This window comes from Sorangium sp. So ce887 (genome assembly GCF_051521455.1).
GTDB lineage: Bacteria > Myxococcota_A > Polyangia > Polyangiales > Polyangiaceae > Sorangium.
In genome coordinates this window covers 5,377,047-5,394,855 of sequence record NZ_CP150354.1, presented here as the reverse complement: position 1 = coordinate 5,394,855, position 17,809 = coordinate 5,377,047, and the positions used below count along the sequence as shown (strand labels likewise).

The 17,809-nt window shown below is 72.3% G+C and carries 15 protein-coding genes; 5 read left to right on the top strand and 10 right to left on the bottom strand.

From position 1 onward, the window contains the following. Positions 1-41: 41 nt before the first annotated feature. From WMF36_RS20120 to WMF36_RS20105, 4 genes are all read right to left on the bottom strand, one after another. Positions 42-1,379: a dihydrolipoamide acetyltransferase family protein gene (locus tag WMF36_RS20120; RefSeq protein WP_437581238.1), complete on the bottom strand. Its 1,338-nt coding sequence runs from the start codon at positions 1,377-1,379 to the stop codon at positions 42-44. Positions 1,380-1,418: 39 nt separating this feature from the next. After that, positions 1,419-2,402, bottom strand: coding sequence for a pyruvate dehydrogenase complex E1 component subunit beta (locus tag WMF36_RS20115; protein WP_437493105.1), 984 nt, complete (start codon positions 2,400-2,402; stop codon positions 1,419-1,421). Next, complete coding sequence (pdhA, locus tag WMF36_RS20110; RefSeq protein WP_437581237.1) at positions 2,399-3,376, bottom strand: pyruvate dehydrogenase (acetyl-transferring) E1 component subunit alpha; 978 nt, start codon at positions 3,374-3,376, stop codon at positions 2,399-2,401. Before pdhA ends, WMF36_RS20115 begins: the two co-directional genes overlap by 4 nt. Positions 3,377-3,564: 188 nt before the next feature. Continuing rightward, entirely contained in the window at positions 3,565-5,004 is a 1,440-nt protein-coding gene (locus WMF36_RS20105; protein WP_437581236.1) for a serine/threonine-protein kinase, read from the bottom strand. A gap of 176 nt (positions 5,005-5,180) precedes the next feature. On the opposite strand from WMF36_RS20105, the gene WMF36_RS20100 reads away from it, so the two are divergent. Continuing rightward, a complete protein-coding gene (locus WMF36_RS20100) occupies positions 5,181-6,236 on the top strand; it encodes a hypothetical protein (protein WP_437581235.1) in 1,056 nt (351 codons plus the stop codon). An 81-nt stretch (positions 6,237-6,317) separates the two neighbouring features. On the opposite strand, the gene WMF36_RS20095 is transcribed toward WMF36_RS20100, so the two are convergent. Next, the gene (locus tag WMF36_RS20095) at positions 6,318-6,917 is read right to left on the bottom strand and encodes a hypothetical protein (protein ID WP_437581234.1); all 600 of its coding nucleotides are present in this window, start codon (positions 6,915-6,917) and stop codon (positions 6,318-6,320) included. A gap of 138 nt (positions 6,918-7,055) precedes the next feature. Between WMF36_RS20095 and WMF36_RS20090 the strand changes: the two genes are divergently transcribed. Next, positions 7,056-8,159: a M48 family metalloprotease gene (locus tag WMF36_RS20090; protein ID WP_437581232.1), complete on the top strand. Its 1,104-nt coding sequence runs from the start codon at positions 7,056-7,058 to the stop codon at positions 8,157-8,159. Between the two features lie 117 nt (positions 8,160-8,276). Further along, the gene (locus tag WMF36_RS20085; RefSeq protein ID WP_437581231.1) at positions 8,277-8,606 is read left to right on the top strand and encodes an FKBP-type peptidyl-prolyl cis-trans isomerase; all 330 of its coding nucleotides are present in this window, start codon (positions 8,277-8,279) and stop codon (positions 8,604-8,606) included. Between the two features lie 105 nt (positions 8,607-8,711). Here the strand turns inward: WMF36_RS20085 and WMF36_RS20080 are convergent, their stop codons facing one another. Then, positions 8,712-9,923 (bottom strand): protein phosphatase 2C domain-containing protein, encoded by a 1,212-nt coding sequence (locus WMF36_RS20080; RefSeq protein ID WP_437581229.1) that lies wholly within the window; start codon positions 9,921-9,923, stop codon positions 8,712-8,714. Positions 9,924-10,024: 101 nt separating this feature from the next. Further along, positions 10,025-10,837, bottom strand: a complete 813-nt coding sequence (locus WMF36_RS20075) for a hypothetical protein (RefSeq protein ID WP_437581227.1) — start codon at positions 10,835-10,837, stop codon at positions 10,025-10,027. Between the two features lie 124 nt (positions 10,838-10,961). Between WMF36_RS20075 and WMF36_RS20070 the strand changes: the two genes are divergently transcribed. After that, positions 10,962-12,389, top strand: coding sequence for a sigma 54-interacting transcriptional regulator (locus WMF36_RS20070; RefSeq protein WP_437581226.1), 1,428 nt, complete (start codon positions 10,962-10,964; stop codon positions 12,387-12,389). Between the two features lie 20 nt (positions 12,390-12,409). On the opposite strand, the gene WMF36_RS20065 is transcribed toward WMF36_RS20070, so the two are convergent. The 3 genes from WMF36_RS20065 to WMF36_RS20055 form a co-directional block, all read right to left on the bottom strand. Further along, positions 12,410-13,870: a hypothetical protein gene (locus WMF36_RS20065; protein WP_437581224.1), complete on the bottom strand. Its 1,461-nt coding sequence runs from the start codon at positions 13,868-13,870 to the stop codon at positions 12,410-12,412. Between the two features lie 90 nt (positions 13,871-13,960). After that, on the bottom strand, positions 13,961-14,980 hold the full coding sequence (locus tag WMF36_RS20060; RefSeq protein WP_437581223.1) for a hypothetical protein: 1,020 nt from the start codon (positions 14,978-14,980) through the stop codon (positions 13,961-13,963). A gap of 372 nt (positions 14,981-15,352) precedes the next feature. Further along, positions 15,353-15,769 (bottom strand): YbjN domain-containing protein, encoded by a 417-nt coding sequence (locus WMF36_RS20055; protein ID WP_437493083.1) that lies wholly within the window; start codon positions 15,767-15,769, stop codon positions 15,353-15,355. 84 nt (positions 15,770-15,853) lie between these two features. Here WMF36_RS20055 and WMF36_RS20050 point away from each other — a divergent pair, with 84 nt between their 5' ends. Next, a complete protein-coding gene (locus WMF36_RS20050) occupies positions 15,854-17,791 on the top strand; it encodes an N-acetylmuramoyl-L-alanine amidase (protein ID WP_437581222.1) in 1,938 nt (645 codons plus the stop codon). The last annotated feature ends 18 nt before the right edge of the window (positions 17,792-17,809 follow it).

Below are 17,809 nucleotides of genomic sequence, written 5' to 3'. Positions count from 1 at the left end.
TCTGCATCCTGGCTGTTCTCTGGCAGTGGAGGTGTGGAGGGCTAGCCGAGCAGGATCTGCGTCGGGTGCTCCAGCAGCTGGCGCAGGACCTTCAGGAAGGTCGCGCCGACCGCGCCGTCGACGACGCGGTGATCGCAGGAGAGCGTCATGCTCAAGCGGCGGCCCGGCACGACCTGCTCGCCGCGCACGACGGGCTCGCGGCGGACCTGACCCACGGCGAGGATCGCGCCCTCGGGGGGGTTGATGACGGCCCCGAAGTTGTCGATCCCGTACATGCCCAGGTTCGAGATCGAGAACGTCCCGTTCGCCATCTCCTCGGGCCGCAGCTTCTTCGCCTTGGCCCGCCCCGCGAGCTCGCGCACCTCGGCGGCGATATCGAGCACCTGCTTGCGGTCGACGTCACGCACCACCGGCGTGACGAGGCCCTCGGGGACGGCGACCGCCACCGAGATGTCGACGCGCCGGTGGATGAGGATCGCGTCCGAGGTGAACTGCGCGTTGCACTCCGGCACGCGCACGAGCGCGATGGCGCACGCCTTGACGAGGAGATCGTTGAAGCTGATCTTGGGCGGCTTCTCGCCCTCGCCGGCGGTCGCCGCGAGATCCGCGTTGATCTGCTCGCGCAGCGCGTTCAGCGGATCGGCGTCGACGTCGATCGAGAGATAGAAGTGCGGGACCGTCTGCTTCGACTCGGTGAGGCGCCGGGCGATCGCCTTGCGCATCATGCTGAGCGGCCGCACCTCCGGCGCAGCGAGCTCGCCGGGCGCGGCGGGCGCAGCCGCCGCGGCGGTCGGCGCCGGCTTCAGCCCCTCGAGATCGCGCGCGACGATGCGCCCGCGCGGACCCGTACCGGCGACGCTGGTCAGGTCGAGCCCGCGCTCGCGGCCGAGCTTGCGCACGTAGGGCGACGCCCTCACGCGCCCGTCGGACGACGGCTGCGGCGCCGCCGGCTGCGTGGGCGGCGAGACCGCGTCGCCGCGGGCCGCGGGCGGCGCGGTCGTCGCGGGCGCCTCGCCGCTCGGCGCGGCGCTGCCGGCCGGCTGCGCCGCGCGATCCCCCTTGGGTTGAGCTTCCGCCGCGCTCGGCTGCGGCGCCGGAGCGCCGCCACCGCTCCCCCCGGCGAGGGCGCTTATGTCCTCGCCCGGGTTGCCGATGATCGCGACAGGCTGGCCGAGCTGAACCACGCTGCCCGGGGGCACGAGGATCTTGAGCAACGTCCCTCGATCGAAGGACTTGTACTCCATGGTCGCCTTGTCGGTCTCGACGTCTGCGAGCAGATCGTCGATGTCGATCGTGTCGCCTTCCTTCTTGTGCCACGCACTGATCTGCCCCTCCTCCATGGTTGGGGACAGCTTCGGCAGTTCCAGAACCTTCGCCATGGGTCTATCAACCTTGATCGGGGATGTGCGTCCGCTCAGTCAGCTTTTGTAGAGAACGCGGTGAACGTTTTCGATGATCCGCGCTGCCTGCGGGATCACGTACTGCTCCAGCCGTGCGTTGTAGGGCATCGGAACGTCGAGCGTCGTCGCGCGCAGGACGGGCGCGTCCAGCTCGTCGAACGCGAGCCGCTGGATGCGATCGGCGACCTCGGCGCCGACGCCGCCGTAGGGCCAGCCCTCATGCGCCACGACCGCGCGGTGGGTCTTCGTTACGCTCCGCACGACCGTCTCCTCGTCGAGCGGGCGCAGCGATCGCAGATCCACGATCTCCGCGCTGATGCCCTCCTTCTCGAGCTCCGCGGCCGCCTCGAGCGCCACGTGCACCATCCGGCTCCAGGCGATGATCGAGACGTCCGTCCCCTCGCGCACGATCGAGGCGACCCCGAGCGGCACGATGAAGTCGGGATCGTCGGGCACCTCGCCCTTCACACCGTAGAGCGTCTCGCTCTCCATGAAGAGCACCGGGTTGTCGTCCCGGATCGCCGACTTCAGGAGCCCCTTCGCGTCCGCGGGCATCGCGGGCGCGAGCACCTTGAGGCCGGGGATATGCGCGTAGAAGTGCTCCATCGAGTGCGAGTGCTGCGAGCCGACCTGCCGCGCCGAGCCGTTCGGCGCCCGCAGCACGAGCGGGATGGTGAGCTGTCCGCCGGACATCTGCCGGAGCTTCGCTGCGTTGTTGAGGATCTGATCGAACGCGACGGCGGAGAAGTTCCACGTCATGTACTCGACGATCGGCCGGAGCCCGACCATCGCGGCGCCGATCGAGATGCCGGTGAACCCGCTCTCGGTGATCGGCGCGTCGATCACGCGCCTGGATCCGAACTTATCGAGCATCCCCTCGGTCACCTTATAGGCGCCCTGGTAGTGCCCGACCTCCTCGCCGACGAGATACACCCGCTCGTCGCGCTCCATTTCCTCGATCATGGCGGCGCGAACCGCCTCCCGGTATCTTAGGACGGTCATCGCGCAAAAGGTCCTGCGTAGGTTGTGGGCTCGAGAACCTCGGGCCCGGGTTCGGGGCTCTCCTCGGCGAAGCGGACCGCATCGGCGATCTCGTCTTCCACCTCTTTATCGATCGCCTCGAGGGCGGCCTTGTGCCCCTTCTCCTCGAGCTCGATGCGCGAGCGCAGGAGCACGTCCTTCTTCTTGCGCTCCTCGAGCTCCTCCTTCGTCCGGTACTTGCCGGGATCGCTCATCGAGTGGCCCCGGAAGCGGTACGTCCTGATCTCGACCAGCGTCGGCTCCGAGTGGGTGCGCGCCCGCGTGATGGCCTCGGCGAGGCGATCGCGCACCTGGAGGACGTGCTCGGAGTTGAAGCGATCGCGCTCCATCCCGTAGGCGAGCGCCTTCAGCGAGACGTCCTCGACCGAGAGCGTCCGGGAGAGCGGCGTCCCCATCGCGTACTCGTTGTTCTCGCAGACGAACACGATCGGCAGCTTCCAGAGCGCCGCGAGCGACATGCCTTCGTGGAAGTCACCAATGCTCACCGCCCCCTCGCCGAAGAACACCATCGAGACCCTGTCCTCGCCGCGGTACTTCGACGCGAACGCGGTCCCGACGGCGATGGGGATGTGGCCGCCGACGATGCCGTAGCCACCGAGCATGTTGTGCTCTTTGTCGAAGAAGTGCATCGAGCCGCCGAGCCCCTTCGAGCACCCGGTGACCTTGCCGTAGAGCTCCGCCATCGCGGCGCGCGGGGTCATCCCGCGGGCGAGCGCGAGGCCGTGATCGCGGTAGGTCGTCATCACGTAATCGTCAGGGCGGAGCGCCGCGGACGCGCCGACGGCGATGGGCTCCTGACCGATGTAGAGGTGCAGGAACCCACCGATCTTGCTCTGCGCGTAGGCGCGGGCCGCTTCTTCCTCGAAGCGGCGTATCTGAAACATCTTTCGGTAGAGCGACAGATGGAGATCGTCGCCGTTTGTCAGGGTAGTCATCGCGGAGATCTCAGGGGGCAGGACAGCGTTCCAGACAGTCGCCAGCGCGGCGGTCGGCGTGATCGTGGACGACATGCCGAGCCCGCGAGGGGCGCTTGACGTCGGCCGTTCCGGACAGCGACGCCGCTTACCCGGGCTCCTTTACGGGAGTTTTTTCCGCGTGACAACGCATCCGCGCTCTCAGCCGTTCAACGCGCGGCGGCATCGGCCGCCCCGGCGTCCGGCGCGTCACCTTCGGTGGTCTGCGGCGCGCCGAAGTCGTCGGTTTCAGGCGTCCCGGCGTCCGCGGCCTCCTCGTCCTCGTCCTCGGGGATAGCCTCCGTCGCGGGCTGGCTCGGGGCGCTGGCGCTGCCCGACGGGCTCGCGCTCGGCTCCACGCTGCCCGTCGCGCGCGGCGCCGGCGAGGCCGGCGATGCCGTGTCGGCGGGCTCGTGCTTCGGGCGCGCAGGCCGCGTCGTCGGGACGACGCGCGGCCGCGGCGGCGTGGGCGCGGGCGACGCGATCGGCGCCGCGCCTGCGGGGGGCGCCTCGACCGGCGCGTCCGTCGATCGCATCGCCGTGCGCACGAGCAGCATGGCCGTCGCAACGACCACGGCCGCGCCGAGGACGATCTGCCCCATCTTCCGCTCGCGGGGAGGGAAGTGGTCGTCGAGCGGATCCGCGCGCACCGCGCCGGGCTCCGTGGACAGCGCCGCCGTCGCGGCGACGGGGGCCTCCAGCATGCGCCTTGGCAGCTGGCTGGAGGCGGCCCACTCGAGGCTGTCGGCGAACGCGGCGCCGAACGCGTCGCAGCTCGGGTACCTGTCCTCGGGTCGCTTCGACAGGCCGCGCGCGAGCACCTGATCGAGCGACGGCGGCACGCCGAGCTCCCTCGCGATGGACGGCGGCTCGTCGCTCGCGATCTTCGACGCGACCGAGACCGCGTCGTCGCCCGGGAACGCGCGCTTGCCGGAGATCGCCTCGAACATCACGGCCGCGAGCGAGAACTGATCGCTCTCGGGCGAGAACTTCCCGGCGCGGAACGTCTCCGGCGCGCTGTACGCGGGCGTCCCCATGAGCCCCCCCTGGTGCGTCAGCGTCGAGTCCGGGATCCGGGCGATGCCGAAGTCGGCGATCTTGCCGCCCTTCGTGGAGAGGATGATGTTCTCCGGCTTGATGTCGCGGTGGACGATGCCTGCCCGGTGCGCGATCGTGAGCGCCTCGCCGAGCTCGCGCGCCAGGCGCGCGGCCTGCGCCGCCGAGAGCGGGCGCTCGAGGAGTTGCTGCTTCAGCGTCGGCCCCTCGACGTACTCGAAGACGAGGTAGAGCCCGAAGTCCGGGTCCTCGCCGACGTCGTGGAGCGTGACGAGGTTCGGGTGCGTCACGCGGGCGGCGGCGCGCGCCTCGTGGCGCATCCTCACGACGAGCTGCTCGCGGACGTCGCGCGGGATGCGGAGATCGTCCCGCAGGTGCTTCAGCGCGACGTCGCGATCGAGCAGCGGATCGTGCGCGAGCAGTACGCGCCCCATCGCCCCCTCGCCGAGGAGGCGCTGCACGTGGTAGCGGCCGAGGGAGGCGGGCAGCACGGCGCCGTCGCTCGGCTGTGCGAGCGCGCCGCGGCCGCCATCGGGGGACGATGATCCAGGCACGTCGCGTCGTTTCTATCCGTCCAGCGGCCCCGGCGGAAGGCCTGGCCGGCGTCCCGCTTCCGGTTATGCTCTGCCGCAGCGCGCGCCGGGTCGACGAGCGGCGCTCGAGGCGCTGCGGCGGTGGTCCCCGCAGGGCCCGGCGGACGCGGTATCCAGCGAGGGCGCAGCGAGCACAGATGAGCACCGAGAGCGCGTCAAAGCCGGCACGGGCCGCCGGAGCACCCAGGAAGCGAGGCAAGGCCAAGTACATCGTGCTCCTCGGCCTCGTGTTCTCCATCGTCCTCGCCCAGCAGACCGGGCTCCTCGGCTTCGGGCTGTCGCACCTCCGCGCCGCCACGTTCCCGAAGGACGAGTCCCTGCTCGAATATGTCCATGGCAGCGTTCCCGGGGTGGTGATCGTCGACCCTCACCAGCTCGACCTGAACGCGCTCGGCGTCGACGGCGGCTCGGTGCGGCAGCACATCGAGCGCACCCGCGACGACATCAAGAAGGCGACGGGCATCGATCTCGGGTTCGATGTCGACAAGCTGATCCTCTCCCCGTCGCTCGTGGTCGCGCGCGGGCGTTTCGACGAGCAGAAGCTCGCGGCGCGCCTCGCGGAGCACAGCTACGTCCAGGCGGAGTACAAGGGCGTGAGGTACCTGCTCCGCGCCGGCGAGGACGCGATCGCCGTGCGCGATGGATCGATCCTGCTGTACGGCACCGAGCCCGAGATCCGCGCGGGCATCGACGCCGAGGAGTCCGAGACGTCGCTGGCGAGCCGGGACGAGGTCACCTCGCGCCTCGCGCACATCGGGTGGGATCGTCCCCTCCTGGGCGTCGCCCTGCTCGCCGAGAGCAAGCCGAGCCTCCGCGCGATCCTCACCGGCTCCACCGGCCCGCGCGCCGTCACCGTCGGCGTCTCGACGAAGGAGGGCCTCGCGGCGACCGTCGTGATCGATGCCGCGTCGGCCGACGCGGCCGAGGAGCTCCGGAAGCTCCTGGAGGAGAAGCGCGCGAACGTGGATGCGCTGAAGGCGCTCGCCGGTCCGGAGCCCGGCGCGGCGCTTGCCGAGATCGCGAAGCGCGCGACGCTCACCGTGGATCAGGGTGCAGGTCGGCTCACGGTGCAGGTGGACGTGCGCCCCGAAGAGATCGAGCGGCTGGCGAAGGCCGGCCAGGCGGCGGCTGGCTCGCTCGGGGAGATGTACAAGAACGTACGGTTGCTCCAGCTCCTCGCGCCGGGCCCCTGACATCGCTCGGCGGAGGGGGGCGCGTCCGGCGGCCTCGAAGGCGGATGCCGGTGCGCCGAGCGGGGAGGAGCCTCGTGCGAGCTAGAGCTCGACGCAGCGCGGGCACCGCGACGCGACGCGGTCGGTCGCGCCGTTGACCCGGGTGCGCGCGGCGTCGCACCGCGGGTCCGCGTCGCCGGCGAGCCCGCAGAGGTGCTGCGCTGCGCGGTTCATCGACGCGAGCGCGCGGCACGCGGTCTCGCACGGCGTCGCGGTCATCCTCTCGGCCTCGGCCTTCTTCGCCGGGCGCTCAGCGCCGGCGGCCGTCGCCCGCGGGGCCGGTGCGGGGGTGCTGTCGGATGCCTCCGGACGCGACGGTGACGCCGCGCGCGGCGGTGATGGCGCCGCCGCTGGCGGCGGTGGAGCCCCCGGCGGAGCTGCCTGCGTCACGGCACGGTCCTCCTCGCGGCCTGTCGGTGCGCCCAGGACCTGGTCGAGCTCACCTTCCGCGCGCTCCAGCTCTGCGAGCGCATCCTCGGCCGTCTCGATGGAGCCCTCCTCGCGCGGCGACATGAAGGCGGCACCGGCGGGCTCCGGCATCGCGGGCGCCTGCGCGACGGAGGCGCCGCCGCAGCCCGAGAGCGCGACGGCGCTGATCCACAGGGGGGCGGCTGCGGTAGACCAGGCTCGGTATCTGTTCATCGGTCCTCCTGCGCCTGACGCCCGGCGCGCGGCTTTCGGCTCATTGCGGCGCCGCGCGGCCCACGCATCCTGCGCGCTGGGATCCTGCTCGCTCCAGGGCGCGGGTTGACGCCCGCTCCGTGCGCTATGCTCGCGGCGATGAATCTGCTTCGATCGATCGGCGCGCTCGCTCTGGCTCTCGGACTCGTCGCAGGCTGTCAACGGAGCAGCTCGCGCCGACCACCGTCCCAGCCGTCGTACGGCCAGGGTTACCCGCCGTACGGCGCACCCCCGCAGGGCTACCCGCAGCAGCAGCCCGGCTACCCGCAGCAGCAGCCCGGCTACCCGCAGCAGCAGCCCGGCTACCCGCCGGCGCAGACCGGGCCCGCGCCGGCGCCCACCTTCACCGTGCCCACGATGCCCGGGCTGCCGGTGCTCGGCGATCCCATCAACGACATCCACGTCGGCTGGCTCCAGTCCGAGGCCGGCGTCGTGATGGGCGCGCTGATCGGCGCGCTGCCGTCGGCCGCACAGCAGAAGGTGAACGGCATCCCGTTCATCGCCGATCCGACGGTCGGCGAGGTGAACGCGTTCGCCGGCTGCGACGACCAGCGGATGCCGTTCATGGCGATCACCGACGGGCTGCTCGAGGTGCAGGCGCAGATCGCGCAGTTCAAGGCGACCGACGAGATCTTCGGGACGAGGAAGCTCGACGAGTTCCTGCGGCTGCTCGCGCAGCGGCAGCGGCCCGGGCAGCCGATCATCCGTCCGCCGATGGGCTTCATCGATCCGGCGCAGCACACGGACGCGCGCAAGGTCGAGCGGCAGCGCCAGCTCTATCACGAGCAGCTCGCGTTCGTGCTCGGCCACGAGCTCGGCCACCATCACCTCGGGCACACGGGCTGCGCGAACGGGCAGGGCGGGAGCCGTGGCGTAACGCCCGCGGATCTCGGGCGGATGCTGTCGCGCACGCTCCCCGTCTTCAACCAGCCGAACGAGATCGCGGCGGACGTGGCGGGCGTGAACAATCTGCTCACCGCCGGCGCCCGGCGGCAGGGGTACCGGTGGACCGAGGGGGGAGCGATGCTCACGCTCGGCTTCTTCGCGTCGCTCGATCAGCTCACGCCGGCCGCGATCCTGTTCGCCTTCGAGCAGACGCACCCGCACCCGACGCTGCGCCAGCCCGTCGTGCAGCAGACCGCGAACACCTGGCGCCTGACCGGAGGCGCGCCTGTGTTTTCGTTCCCCGGCTTCGGCGGCTGACCCGCGACTTCCCCGAGCCCCTGTGCGCTCGCGAGCGCTCGTCCGGAGCGCCCGCGCGCTGCTTCAGCTTGACGCGACCGCGCAGCGCTCCTCCCATCGCGTCGAAAGGAGTCAGTCATGCAAGCAGAGCTTGGGATCGAGGACCTCAAGGAAGGGACGGGCGCCGAGGCAAAGCACGGCCAGCTCGTGACCGTTCACTATGTCGGCACGCTGACCAACGGCGACAAGTTCGACAGCTCGCGCGATCGCGGCCAGGGCTTCTCGTTCAAGCTGGGGGCCGGGCAGGTGATCAAGGGATGGGATCAGGGGGTCGCCGGCATGAAGATCGGCGGCCTCCGCAAGCTGACGATCCCGCCGGAGCTCGGCTACGGCGCTCGCGGCTTCCCGCCCGTGATCCCGCCCAACTCGACCCTCATCTTCGAGGTCGAGCTGCTCTCGCTCAAGTGATGCGCGGCGTCGCCCCCGCAGCGCTGGTCGCGGCTCGCGATCGGCGCGCGGGGCGGCGCGCGCGCTTCCGGCGAGGCGCCGTGCCTCGCGCGCCCGCGGGGCCGCTCACGGCTTGATGGGCGCGCCGCACTCGACGCAGAAACGGTTGCCGATGAAGAGCTCGTGCTTGCAGTGCGCGCACCGCGCGACGCGCACCTCGGTCGGGCGCTTCGCGGGCTTCGACGGCGGAGCCTCCTTCACCGGAGGCTTCGGCTCCGTCGCGACCGCGACGTAGCGGCCGGAGCCTGCGGCCGCCCGGGAGCGCCGGTCGGTGAACGGCACGGCGGCCACGCGCGACATCGTGCCCGACGCGCCCTGAGCCTGGCTCCGCAGACCGTTGCCCCCGATCGAGTGGACCTGCTGCCCCGCGATGCGCTCGTCGCTCGAGGCGGCCGCGTCGAGCTCGATCTCCTCGACCGGGGCCTGCGCCGCCTGGACCTGCGGCGGCGGGAGCATCGCGCCGAACTCGTCGATGCGGTGGGGCCGGGTGTCTTCGAGCTCCGCGCTGTCGGGCTGCCGCTCGTCCTGCGCCTCCGGCTGGATGCGGATGATCAGCGCCGAGATGTTGTCGGTCCCGCCCGCGTCGTTCGCCATCTCGATGAGGAGCTCGCAGGCCTCCTGCGGGTCCTGGGTGATGTCGAGCACATCGAGCATCTGCTGCTCCGAGACCATCCCGCTCAGCCCGTCCGAGCAGAGCAGGAAAGCGTCGCCGAGCTGGATGCGCTCCGAGCGGATGTCGACCTTCACCCCGTCCTTCATGCCGAGAGCGCGCGTGATGATGTTCTTCGGGAGCCTCGCCAGCTCGTCCGGGCTCAGGTCGGGCTTCAGCGCGAGGGCGTCGTTGATGAGCGAGTGGTCCTTCGTGAGCTGCTCGATCTCGCCGAGCCGGATCCGGTAGCAGCGGCTGTCGCCGACGTGCCCGACGTGGATCTGCTCCGTCTCGCGCGACACGTAGGCGGCGACCACCGTCGAGCCCATGCCCTGGTGCTGGGTGTACGTGTTCGAGATGACGAACACATCGTGGTTCGCCTTGCGGATCGCGGCGACGACGCGCCGTGCTTCCGGATCGAGCTCCTGCTCGTCGACTGGGACGGGGCCGGGCAGGCTGCCGGCGCGGGTCGCCTCGAAGAAGTTGTCGAGCGACTTGGTCGCGAGCGCGCTAGCGACGTTGCCCGCGTTGTGCCCACCCATGCCGTCCGCCACGACGAAGAGACCGAGCTCGGACTTCACGAGGATGTTGTCCTCGTTGTGCTTTCGCTGGCGTCCAACGTCGGTCACGGCAGCCGCGACGGGTCGGGTGCGGCTGCTCGTCCTGAACTCGCCCATTCGCGGCTGATTATACCTGCCCAGCCCTCCGGACCGCCCACATTCCGGCTGCTTTACCGGTGGGCGGCTCCCCGGGAGCCCGTCGCCTGGACGGCGACCCTCCGAGACGTACCGGACGAGACGGCGGGCGTACGCGTACCCCGGGGTACGGGATCCAGCGCGAGGCGCAGGCCGAACTGGAAGAATCCGTAGACGGTGGCATCGGTGCCCTCGCCCGGGCGCGAGAGGTACGTGCCGGCGTCGAGCTCGGCGAACACCCCGATGCCAAAGCTCGACACCGGGTAGAAATCGCCGCCCAGCGCAATGCGGGCGACATCAAGCCCATGGAACACATCGTCGGAGACTGTCGGCCCTGAGGCCGAGTCCTCCGACCCTGTGAGGACCGCTCGCCGGTATCCCACGCCGTAGCTGATCCAGGGGTCGAAGGCGATGCCCTGGGCGAGGTGGTAGACGAACCCGAGGCCGAGATCGAGGCTTCGACCGGAGCAGCCGTTGCAGCCTTCGGCGGCGGAGAGCAGGGCGTAGGAGCCGCTTGCTTCCAGGACGGTCACGCGGCTCAGGCCGAGTCCAACGTTGCCGCCGAACGCGAAGCCGCCCGAGACCTTCTCGCTGACCGGCTGGCCGGCGGCCATGCTGCCGAAGGGCTGGCTGTAGCCGGCCCGTCCCTGGAGCAGGATGTGCCCGCTTCGTTCGTCGGGTCCGGCGGGGCGCTTGGCGCCGGCTTCCGGCCCGGCCTCGTCTTCTTCTTCCTCGGCCGCGGTCTCTCGATCTGCTGGCTGGGCGAGGGCCTGGTTGGCCGAGAGCACCCAGCCCGCTGCCGCCACGCCGAGCGCCGGCGCGGTCCACCTTGTTGAGCGCGATCTCACGAACGGCCTCTAGAACAGCGCGGTCCCGAGCGCAAAGGGGGTGACGGGCCGGCGTGAGGAATGTCGACCGGGCGGAGGAACGACGCAACTGCGCGCCGCGTGTCGACGACAGACCTCCTGGACCATGGACAACGCACCGACCCGCAGCGATCAAGGCAACTACTTCAGGCCCGTCACGTCTTTTCACGCCGCCGCCGAGCCCTTCTCGCCGGCCGCGGCGCTGCGAGGGGAGCCGGCGGGAGCGCTCCGCGACCGGCCGGGCTCTGGAGCTCACGGCGGTGGGGCCCGAGCGACCCGGGACACCACGGTGGAGCTCGTGGAGGATCGCGAAGCGCTCACCACGGTGTGGCTCCGCTGCGATCAGAGCGGCTGGAGCACCCCCGTGCGCATCGCCGTCCCGCCGGGCGCTGAGCTCATCCTGGGCAGCGCCCCGGCTGCGGACGTGAGCATCGACGACGCTGCGGTGAGCGCTCGCCACTGCCGTGTCGCGCACCGCGGCGCCTCGATCGAGGTGACGGATCTCGACTCGCGCAACGGCGTTCGCGTCGGCGGCGTGCGGGTACGGCAGGCGATGCTCGTCCCCGGCGGCTGCTTCGAGGTCGGCCGCACGACCGTGTGCGTCGAGGCGGCCCGGAGGGTCCCCCCGATCGAGGAGGGGCTGCCGCTGCCGTCGCTCGTCGGCCGCTCGCGGCCCATGCGGCAGCTCGCCGCAGCGGTGCGGCGGGTCGCGCCGCTCCAGCTCCCCGTGCTCCTGCGCGGCGAGTCGGGCACGGGCAAGGATCTGGTCGCCCGGGCGATCCATGCGGAGAGCAACCGAGCCGACCGGCCGTTCGTGGTCCTGAACGCCGCCACGATCCTGCGCGACATCGCCGAGTCCGAGCTGTTCGGTCACCGGCGCGGCGCGTTCACCGGCGCGCATCGGGATCGGCGGGGCGCGTTCGCCGAGGCCCACCTGGGCACGCTCTTCCTCGACGAGATCGCGGCGCTCTCGCTGGAGGTCCAGGCGAAGCTGCTGCGCGCGGTGGAGGAGGGGGTGGTCCGCCCGCTGGGCGCGGAGGGGACGACGCAGGTCAACGTGCGGCTCATCGTCGCGACCTGCGAGCCCCTGGAGACGCTCGTCGCCGAGCGTCGCTTCCGCGCGGACCTCTACGAGCGCCTCGCGGTGTGCCGCATCCATCTTCCAGCGCTGCGCGATCGGCCGGACGACATCCCGCTCCTGGCCGAGCACCTGCTGGCGACCTCCGAGATCGGCCCGCGGCAGCTCTCCCCCGGGGCGCTCGTCGCGCTGAGGGCGCACCGCTGGCAAGGCAACGTCCGGGAGCTACGGAACGTGCTCATTCAAGCCGCGTTGCGCGCCCACGGCCGCGTGCTGCCGGAGCACGTCACGGCCGTGCTCGCCGATCGCGAGCCCCCGGTCCGCCGGAAGATCACGCCGGCGGACGCGCTCCGCGCCTTCGAGGAGGTGGGCGGCAACATCAGCGCCGCCGCGCGCCTCGCGGACATCCCGCGCTCGACGATGCGGGATCTGCTCCGCATCGCGAGGGAGCGGTGAGCTGACGTCCGTGGGAGAAGCTAGAAGGTGCCCGCGACGCCGACGGCGGCCTGACCGGGCGCCACGAACGGCGCGATCACGGTGACGCGCGGGCCGTCGGACGCGGCCTGCTGTTTCCGGGGGTACCAGTCGATCATGGCGTACGTCGCGGTGCCGACGACCCCGACGCCGAGGAGGACCCAGCCTGTGATCGCCCAGGGGAGCGCGCCGTCGTAGCTGTCGAGCTCCCCCCGGAGGCTCCCGCACGCGGTCTCGAAGCCGGGGAGGTCGCCCGACGGATCCTCGCGCGCGCCGCAGGGTTGGGACCTGCGGTTTGCGGGGATCGTGCTCTCGTGGCTCGCGACGTACGCCTTGATCTGCGTTCCGACGTCGTCGGCGTTGCTGCTCGCGTTGACGGCGATGGCCGACCCGACGATCCCCATGACCAGACCGACCCCCGCGATGCCGGTCCCCGCCCAGGCGAGCGGCTTGCGTGCGTACCAGTGGAAGAACGGCTCGCGACCGCCGGAGCTCTGGTCCGGGCTCATCGAGCCCATCGTGTTGCTCGTCGAGACACTGAGCCCACCGGGGCTCGTCGGCGCTGCGGGCGAGGTGCTCGGCGCCGTCGCTCCGGGTGTCGTCGCGCCCGGCGCCGTCGCTCCGGGTGTCGTCGCTCCGGGTGTCGTCGCGCCCGGTGCCGTCGCTCCGGGTGCCGTCGCTCCGGGTGTCGCGGCGCCCGGTGCCGCTGCGCCCGGTGCCGCCGCGCCGGGGGCTGGCTGCGCGGTGCCCACCGCGGGAGGCTGCGCCGGCGTTGGCGGGACCGCGGCCGGCGAGGCCGAGGTGGGCGCGGTCGGCGGCACACCCGGCGCGGGCGTCGGCGCGCCGGCAGCGGGCGCACCGGTCGTTCCCAGGGTCAGCGTCGCGGGCGTGGCTGTGCCGATCTTCGCGTCCACCTGGAGGGTCGCGGATCGGTCCTGATAGGTCGCGAACAGGGTGTGCTTGCCGGGGGTCACGAACACCGGATCGGGCAACGGCGCCTTGCCGACGAGGACGCCGTCCACGCTGATGTCCGCGCCGTTCGCGTCGGTGGTCACGAGGAGGAAGCCGGTCCGTCGCTTGACGTCGGCGATCGCCTTCTCCGCGGCGGCGCGCTGCTCCGGGGTCGCGGTGGTGTGCTCGCGCAGGAACTGCTGGAGGTGCTTGCCGGCATCCTCCAGGTGATTGGAGCGAAGCTCGCTCTGTCCGAGGTTGAGCAGCACGGCCGGGTGTCGCTTGAGCGCGTAGACCTGAAGAAACGCCGTACGCGCATCCTCGAACCGACCGGCGTCATACGCCTTGACCCCTTCCTCGTAACGCTGGCGCGCGACCTCCGTGACGGGATCGGACGACTGCGCGAAGCTCAGCGGCTCGCTGAGAAGAGAGGAGGTGAGCCCGGCCTCGGTGAGCACAGCTGGCGCGATGAGCGAGAGCAGGAGGACGGGGGCGCAGGCGCGTGTTTTCATGGCTCCTCAGGTCGGGCTTCGCCTCGTCGGCGTCCGCGGAAGGTAACGACTGCAGAAAGCCTCGCTGTCGAGGCGAGAAACGGGTGCGCTTCAGAAAGGCGCATCGCGGATGATGCCGCCGCTCTTGTTGCCTCCGGTGGAGCTCGTCCCACGCTGCGTCGGCGCAGGCTTCTTCGGTGCGGGGGCTGTCTCGGGCCCGGCCGCCGGCGTCGTGGGCGCCGCCGGCGTCGAGGCGGTGGCAGACATCGTCGCCGCGGGAGCCGGAGGCCTCGCCGGCGCTGAGGCGCTCGGCGTCGGTCCAGCGCTGCCTTCCGTGGCTGCGACCGCAGGTGGGTCGCCGGCGGTCGCTTGCGCGGTGGCGGCGGGGGTTGCTGCGGCCGCCGCGGGCGGCGCCTCCGTCGTCGGCGAGGCCGTCGGGGGCCAGGGATCCACGCCATCGTCGTCGTGACGCAGGGCGCGGACGACGAAGAACACGAAGACCGCGCCCACGAGGGCGATGACGAGCCGCAGCGCCGTCTTGTTCGGACTGGACACGGGGATCTCGATCGGATCGTGGTCCTCCGTGCGGACGGCGGATGCAGCCGCTGCGTCGGCGCTCCCCACCGCCGGATGCGCCGCGCGAGATCGCGTGCGCGCAGGCCGCGCAGACGGCGGCTCACCCTCGCGGGGCGGAGGGGGGGCCGCCCCTGGACGCGCCTGCGGCTCAGCGGATCGTGCGTCGACCCCGGCGCCGAGCTCGGCCGTCGGCGCGCCGGCCACCGCATCCGGCTCGCCCATTCCCACGCGCGTTTTTCCGGCGGGCGCGGGGGGCTCGCCCGGCCTCGCCGCGCCGCTGCCCGTCGTGCCCGTGGCGCCTGCGCTGGAAGCGCTGCCGGTCGTCTGCGGGTCCGCGAGCGGCTGAGGCGAGGGGCTGGCGTGCGCACCGGCACCCGGTGTGCCCACCGCGCCGTGGGGCGTGGCCTCCGCTGCAGGCGCTCCCTGCACGTCGTCGCCGATGGCGATGGTCGGGACCCCCTCGATCACGGTGTCGGACACGCCGGACGCGCCGGCCGGCGGCGCTTCGATCACGCGGGCCGTGGGCGCGGTCGACGCAGCAGGGAACGACGCCATCGCGGGCTCTCGCCACGCAGCGGGCGCTTCGCCCAGGGGCGTCGCCGGGGCTTCCGGCGGTCTCGCGGCGGGGGCGCCGGTCTCCGGCTCGGGGGCGCCGCCGCGCTCGCCACCCCGCGCGGTCGACAGCTCGTCGAATGCCTCCCAGGAAGGCCGGATCGACGCCGCGATCCGATCCGCTTCCTCCGCAGAGAGGGAGCGTTCACCAGGTTCCGCGGTCGTCGGTCGCTCCCCCGCAGTCATCGCGGTGAGGAACTTACCACCCGCATCCGCCGCACCGCAATCTCGCGACGGATCCGCGCGCTACCTACCTGCCGCGCGAGGGCCCGGGGCGCGCGCCTCCCGACGCCCCCGGAAGGCATCGCGACCCGCTCATCCGCCGCGCACCTCGCGCAGAAGCGCGTCGTCCCAGGTATCGGCGACCTGGCTCACCGTCGTGACGATATCCTCGAACTCTTCGTACTCGAGCGCGCTGAGCCGCCGCAGACAGCGCACCACCACCTCGTCGCGCGACCTGTCGATCGCGAACGCCGCGTCGGAGGTGGCGATGAAGCTGAGCTCCAGGAGGCGCCGGTAGAAGGCCTCCCGCCCGCTCAGGGGGACGGCCATGATGGGAGCGAAGACCATCAGGACCCCCTGGGCCTCGAGCACGTTGACCCCGATCGTCGCGCTCCCGTGCTGGAGCTGCGCGTATCCGGTCTCGTCGAGCGTGTTCGTGCCCGCTCCACCCAGCGATCCGGCCCCGCCCCGAGAGCTCGCGGCGTACCGGGCGAGATACGCGTTGACCATGCTCGTCGCGTCAGCAAACCTCTCCCCCGACGCACGATCCGCGTAGAGGGGTTCTGTGGTTGAAGTGGGCGTGAGGTCGGGCACGTGAAACCTCCGGGACGTATCGCCGTTCACTCGGCGCGCGGGGCTGCTCTGGCGAGCCGACGGCGCACCACCCCAGCGCAGCTGCATCGTAGCGCCCCGGCCTTCGCGGCGATCACGCTTTTTGCCGCGGCCGCGCACATCCTCGGGTGCAGCGCCGAGGGCGGCGCGCCCGCTGCGCCCGCCGCCCTCTCCGACGAGCAGCGCGCCGCCGCGCTGCTCGATCCGGGCGCGCTGCTCCCGCCCCGCGCCGAGACGGTCGCTCTCGCGGACGCCGTCGCCATCGCGTCGTCGCGGGCCGGGGCCGGGGCGCAGGCTGCCTCGCTCGCGGAGCTCGCCGGCGACCTTCGCGTGCGGCTCTTCCGCCTCGATCAGGCGGCCACCGACGCGCGTGAGGCGATGGAGCTGTACGGCGCGGCGGCGACCGCCTTCCGCGCCTCGGCCGAGCCGGCCCTCGTCGAGCGCGCGTGCCAGGCCGAGCGCCGCCGCGCGCTGCTCGCCGGCGAGCTCGCCCACGACGCCGCCGTCGCGTACCACGAGCTCTACCTGGTCTCGCGGCGCTACGCGGCCCTCGCCCCGCCCGCGCCGTCCGGCGGCGCGCCGCCCGCGCTCTCGCCGTGCCTCGGCGCCATCGCGGTCGCGCTGGCGCAGGCCGCCGCCTACCGGCCCAGCGGGGAAGCGCTGCGTGCGCTGGAGCAGGAAGGTCACCGCGTCGAGGGCGTCGCGCTCGCGCTCTCGCCGGGGTCTGCGCCGGGCACCTCCGCCGCGCCGGCGAGCGCCGCGAGCGCGGTGCAGGTGACGACCGCCGACGCCTCCGGCGATCTCGTCGTCGCCCCCCCCGCGTCCGCCGCGCCCACAGGCCCGGTGAAGGTCACCGCGATCGAGCGGCACGGCTCGGACAAGGGGGCGCGCGTGGTCATCGAGCTGTCCGCGCCGACGACGTTCGACGTCGGCACGCTCCCGGCGGACGAGACCGCCGGCAGGGACGCGCGCATCTTCGTCGACATCGCGGGGGCGACGTCGCGCGGCGTCGCGCGCGAGATCGAGGTCGGCGGCGTCCTGCGGCGCGTGCGCGTCGGCGTGCAGCCGAAGGGCACGCGCGTCGTCCTGGATCTCGCCGCCAACCTGTATCGCCGGGTCTTCTACCTGCCCGAGCCGTTCCGGATCGTCGTCGACGTGAGCACCCGCCCTCCGGTGCGCGACGACGAGGGCAAGCCCGGCGGCGCGCGGGAGGTCCGGCGCGTCGCGATCGACCCGGGGCACGGCGGCAACGACACCGGCGCGGTCGGCCCCACCGGGTTGAAGGAGAAGGACGTGACGCTCGACGTCGCCCACCGCGTCGCCCCGCTCCTCGCGCGCGAGCTCAAGATCGAGACGCTCCTCACCCGGGACAGCGACGTCTACGTCCCGCTCGATCTCCGCACCGCGCGCGCGAACGCATTCCACGCCGACCTGTTCGTCTCGATCCACTGCAACGCGAGCGACAACGGCCGCGCTCGCGGGGTCCAGACCTTCTCGCTCGCGGCGCCTCACGACGGCGAGGGGACGTCGGCCGCGCTCGCGGCGCGCGAGAACGCCGCCCGCGCCGCCAGGGGAGGGCAGGGCGTGGACCCTGGCGATCCCGACGCCCGCCGCGAGGTGGCGGCGATCCTGTCGAACCTCAACGTCGGCGACATGGCGGCCCGCTCGCGCCACTTCGCCGAGCTCCTCCAGCGGTCGTCGCTCGCCTCGCTGTCGCCCCGCTACCCCGACACGAAGGATCAGGGCGTCAAGGGCGCGGGGTTCTTCGTCCTCGCGGGCGCCGACATGCCGGCTGCGCTGTTCGAGACCGCGTTCATCTCGAACCCCGAGGACGAAGCCCGCCTCGCCACCGCCGATTTCCGGCAGAAGATGGCGGACGCCATCGTGAACGCGATCCGCGCCTACCGCGAAGGCAAGTGAAGGGCGAAGCCGGCCCGC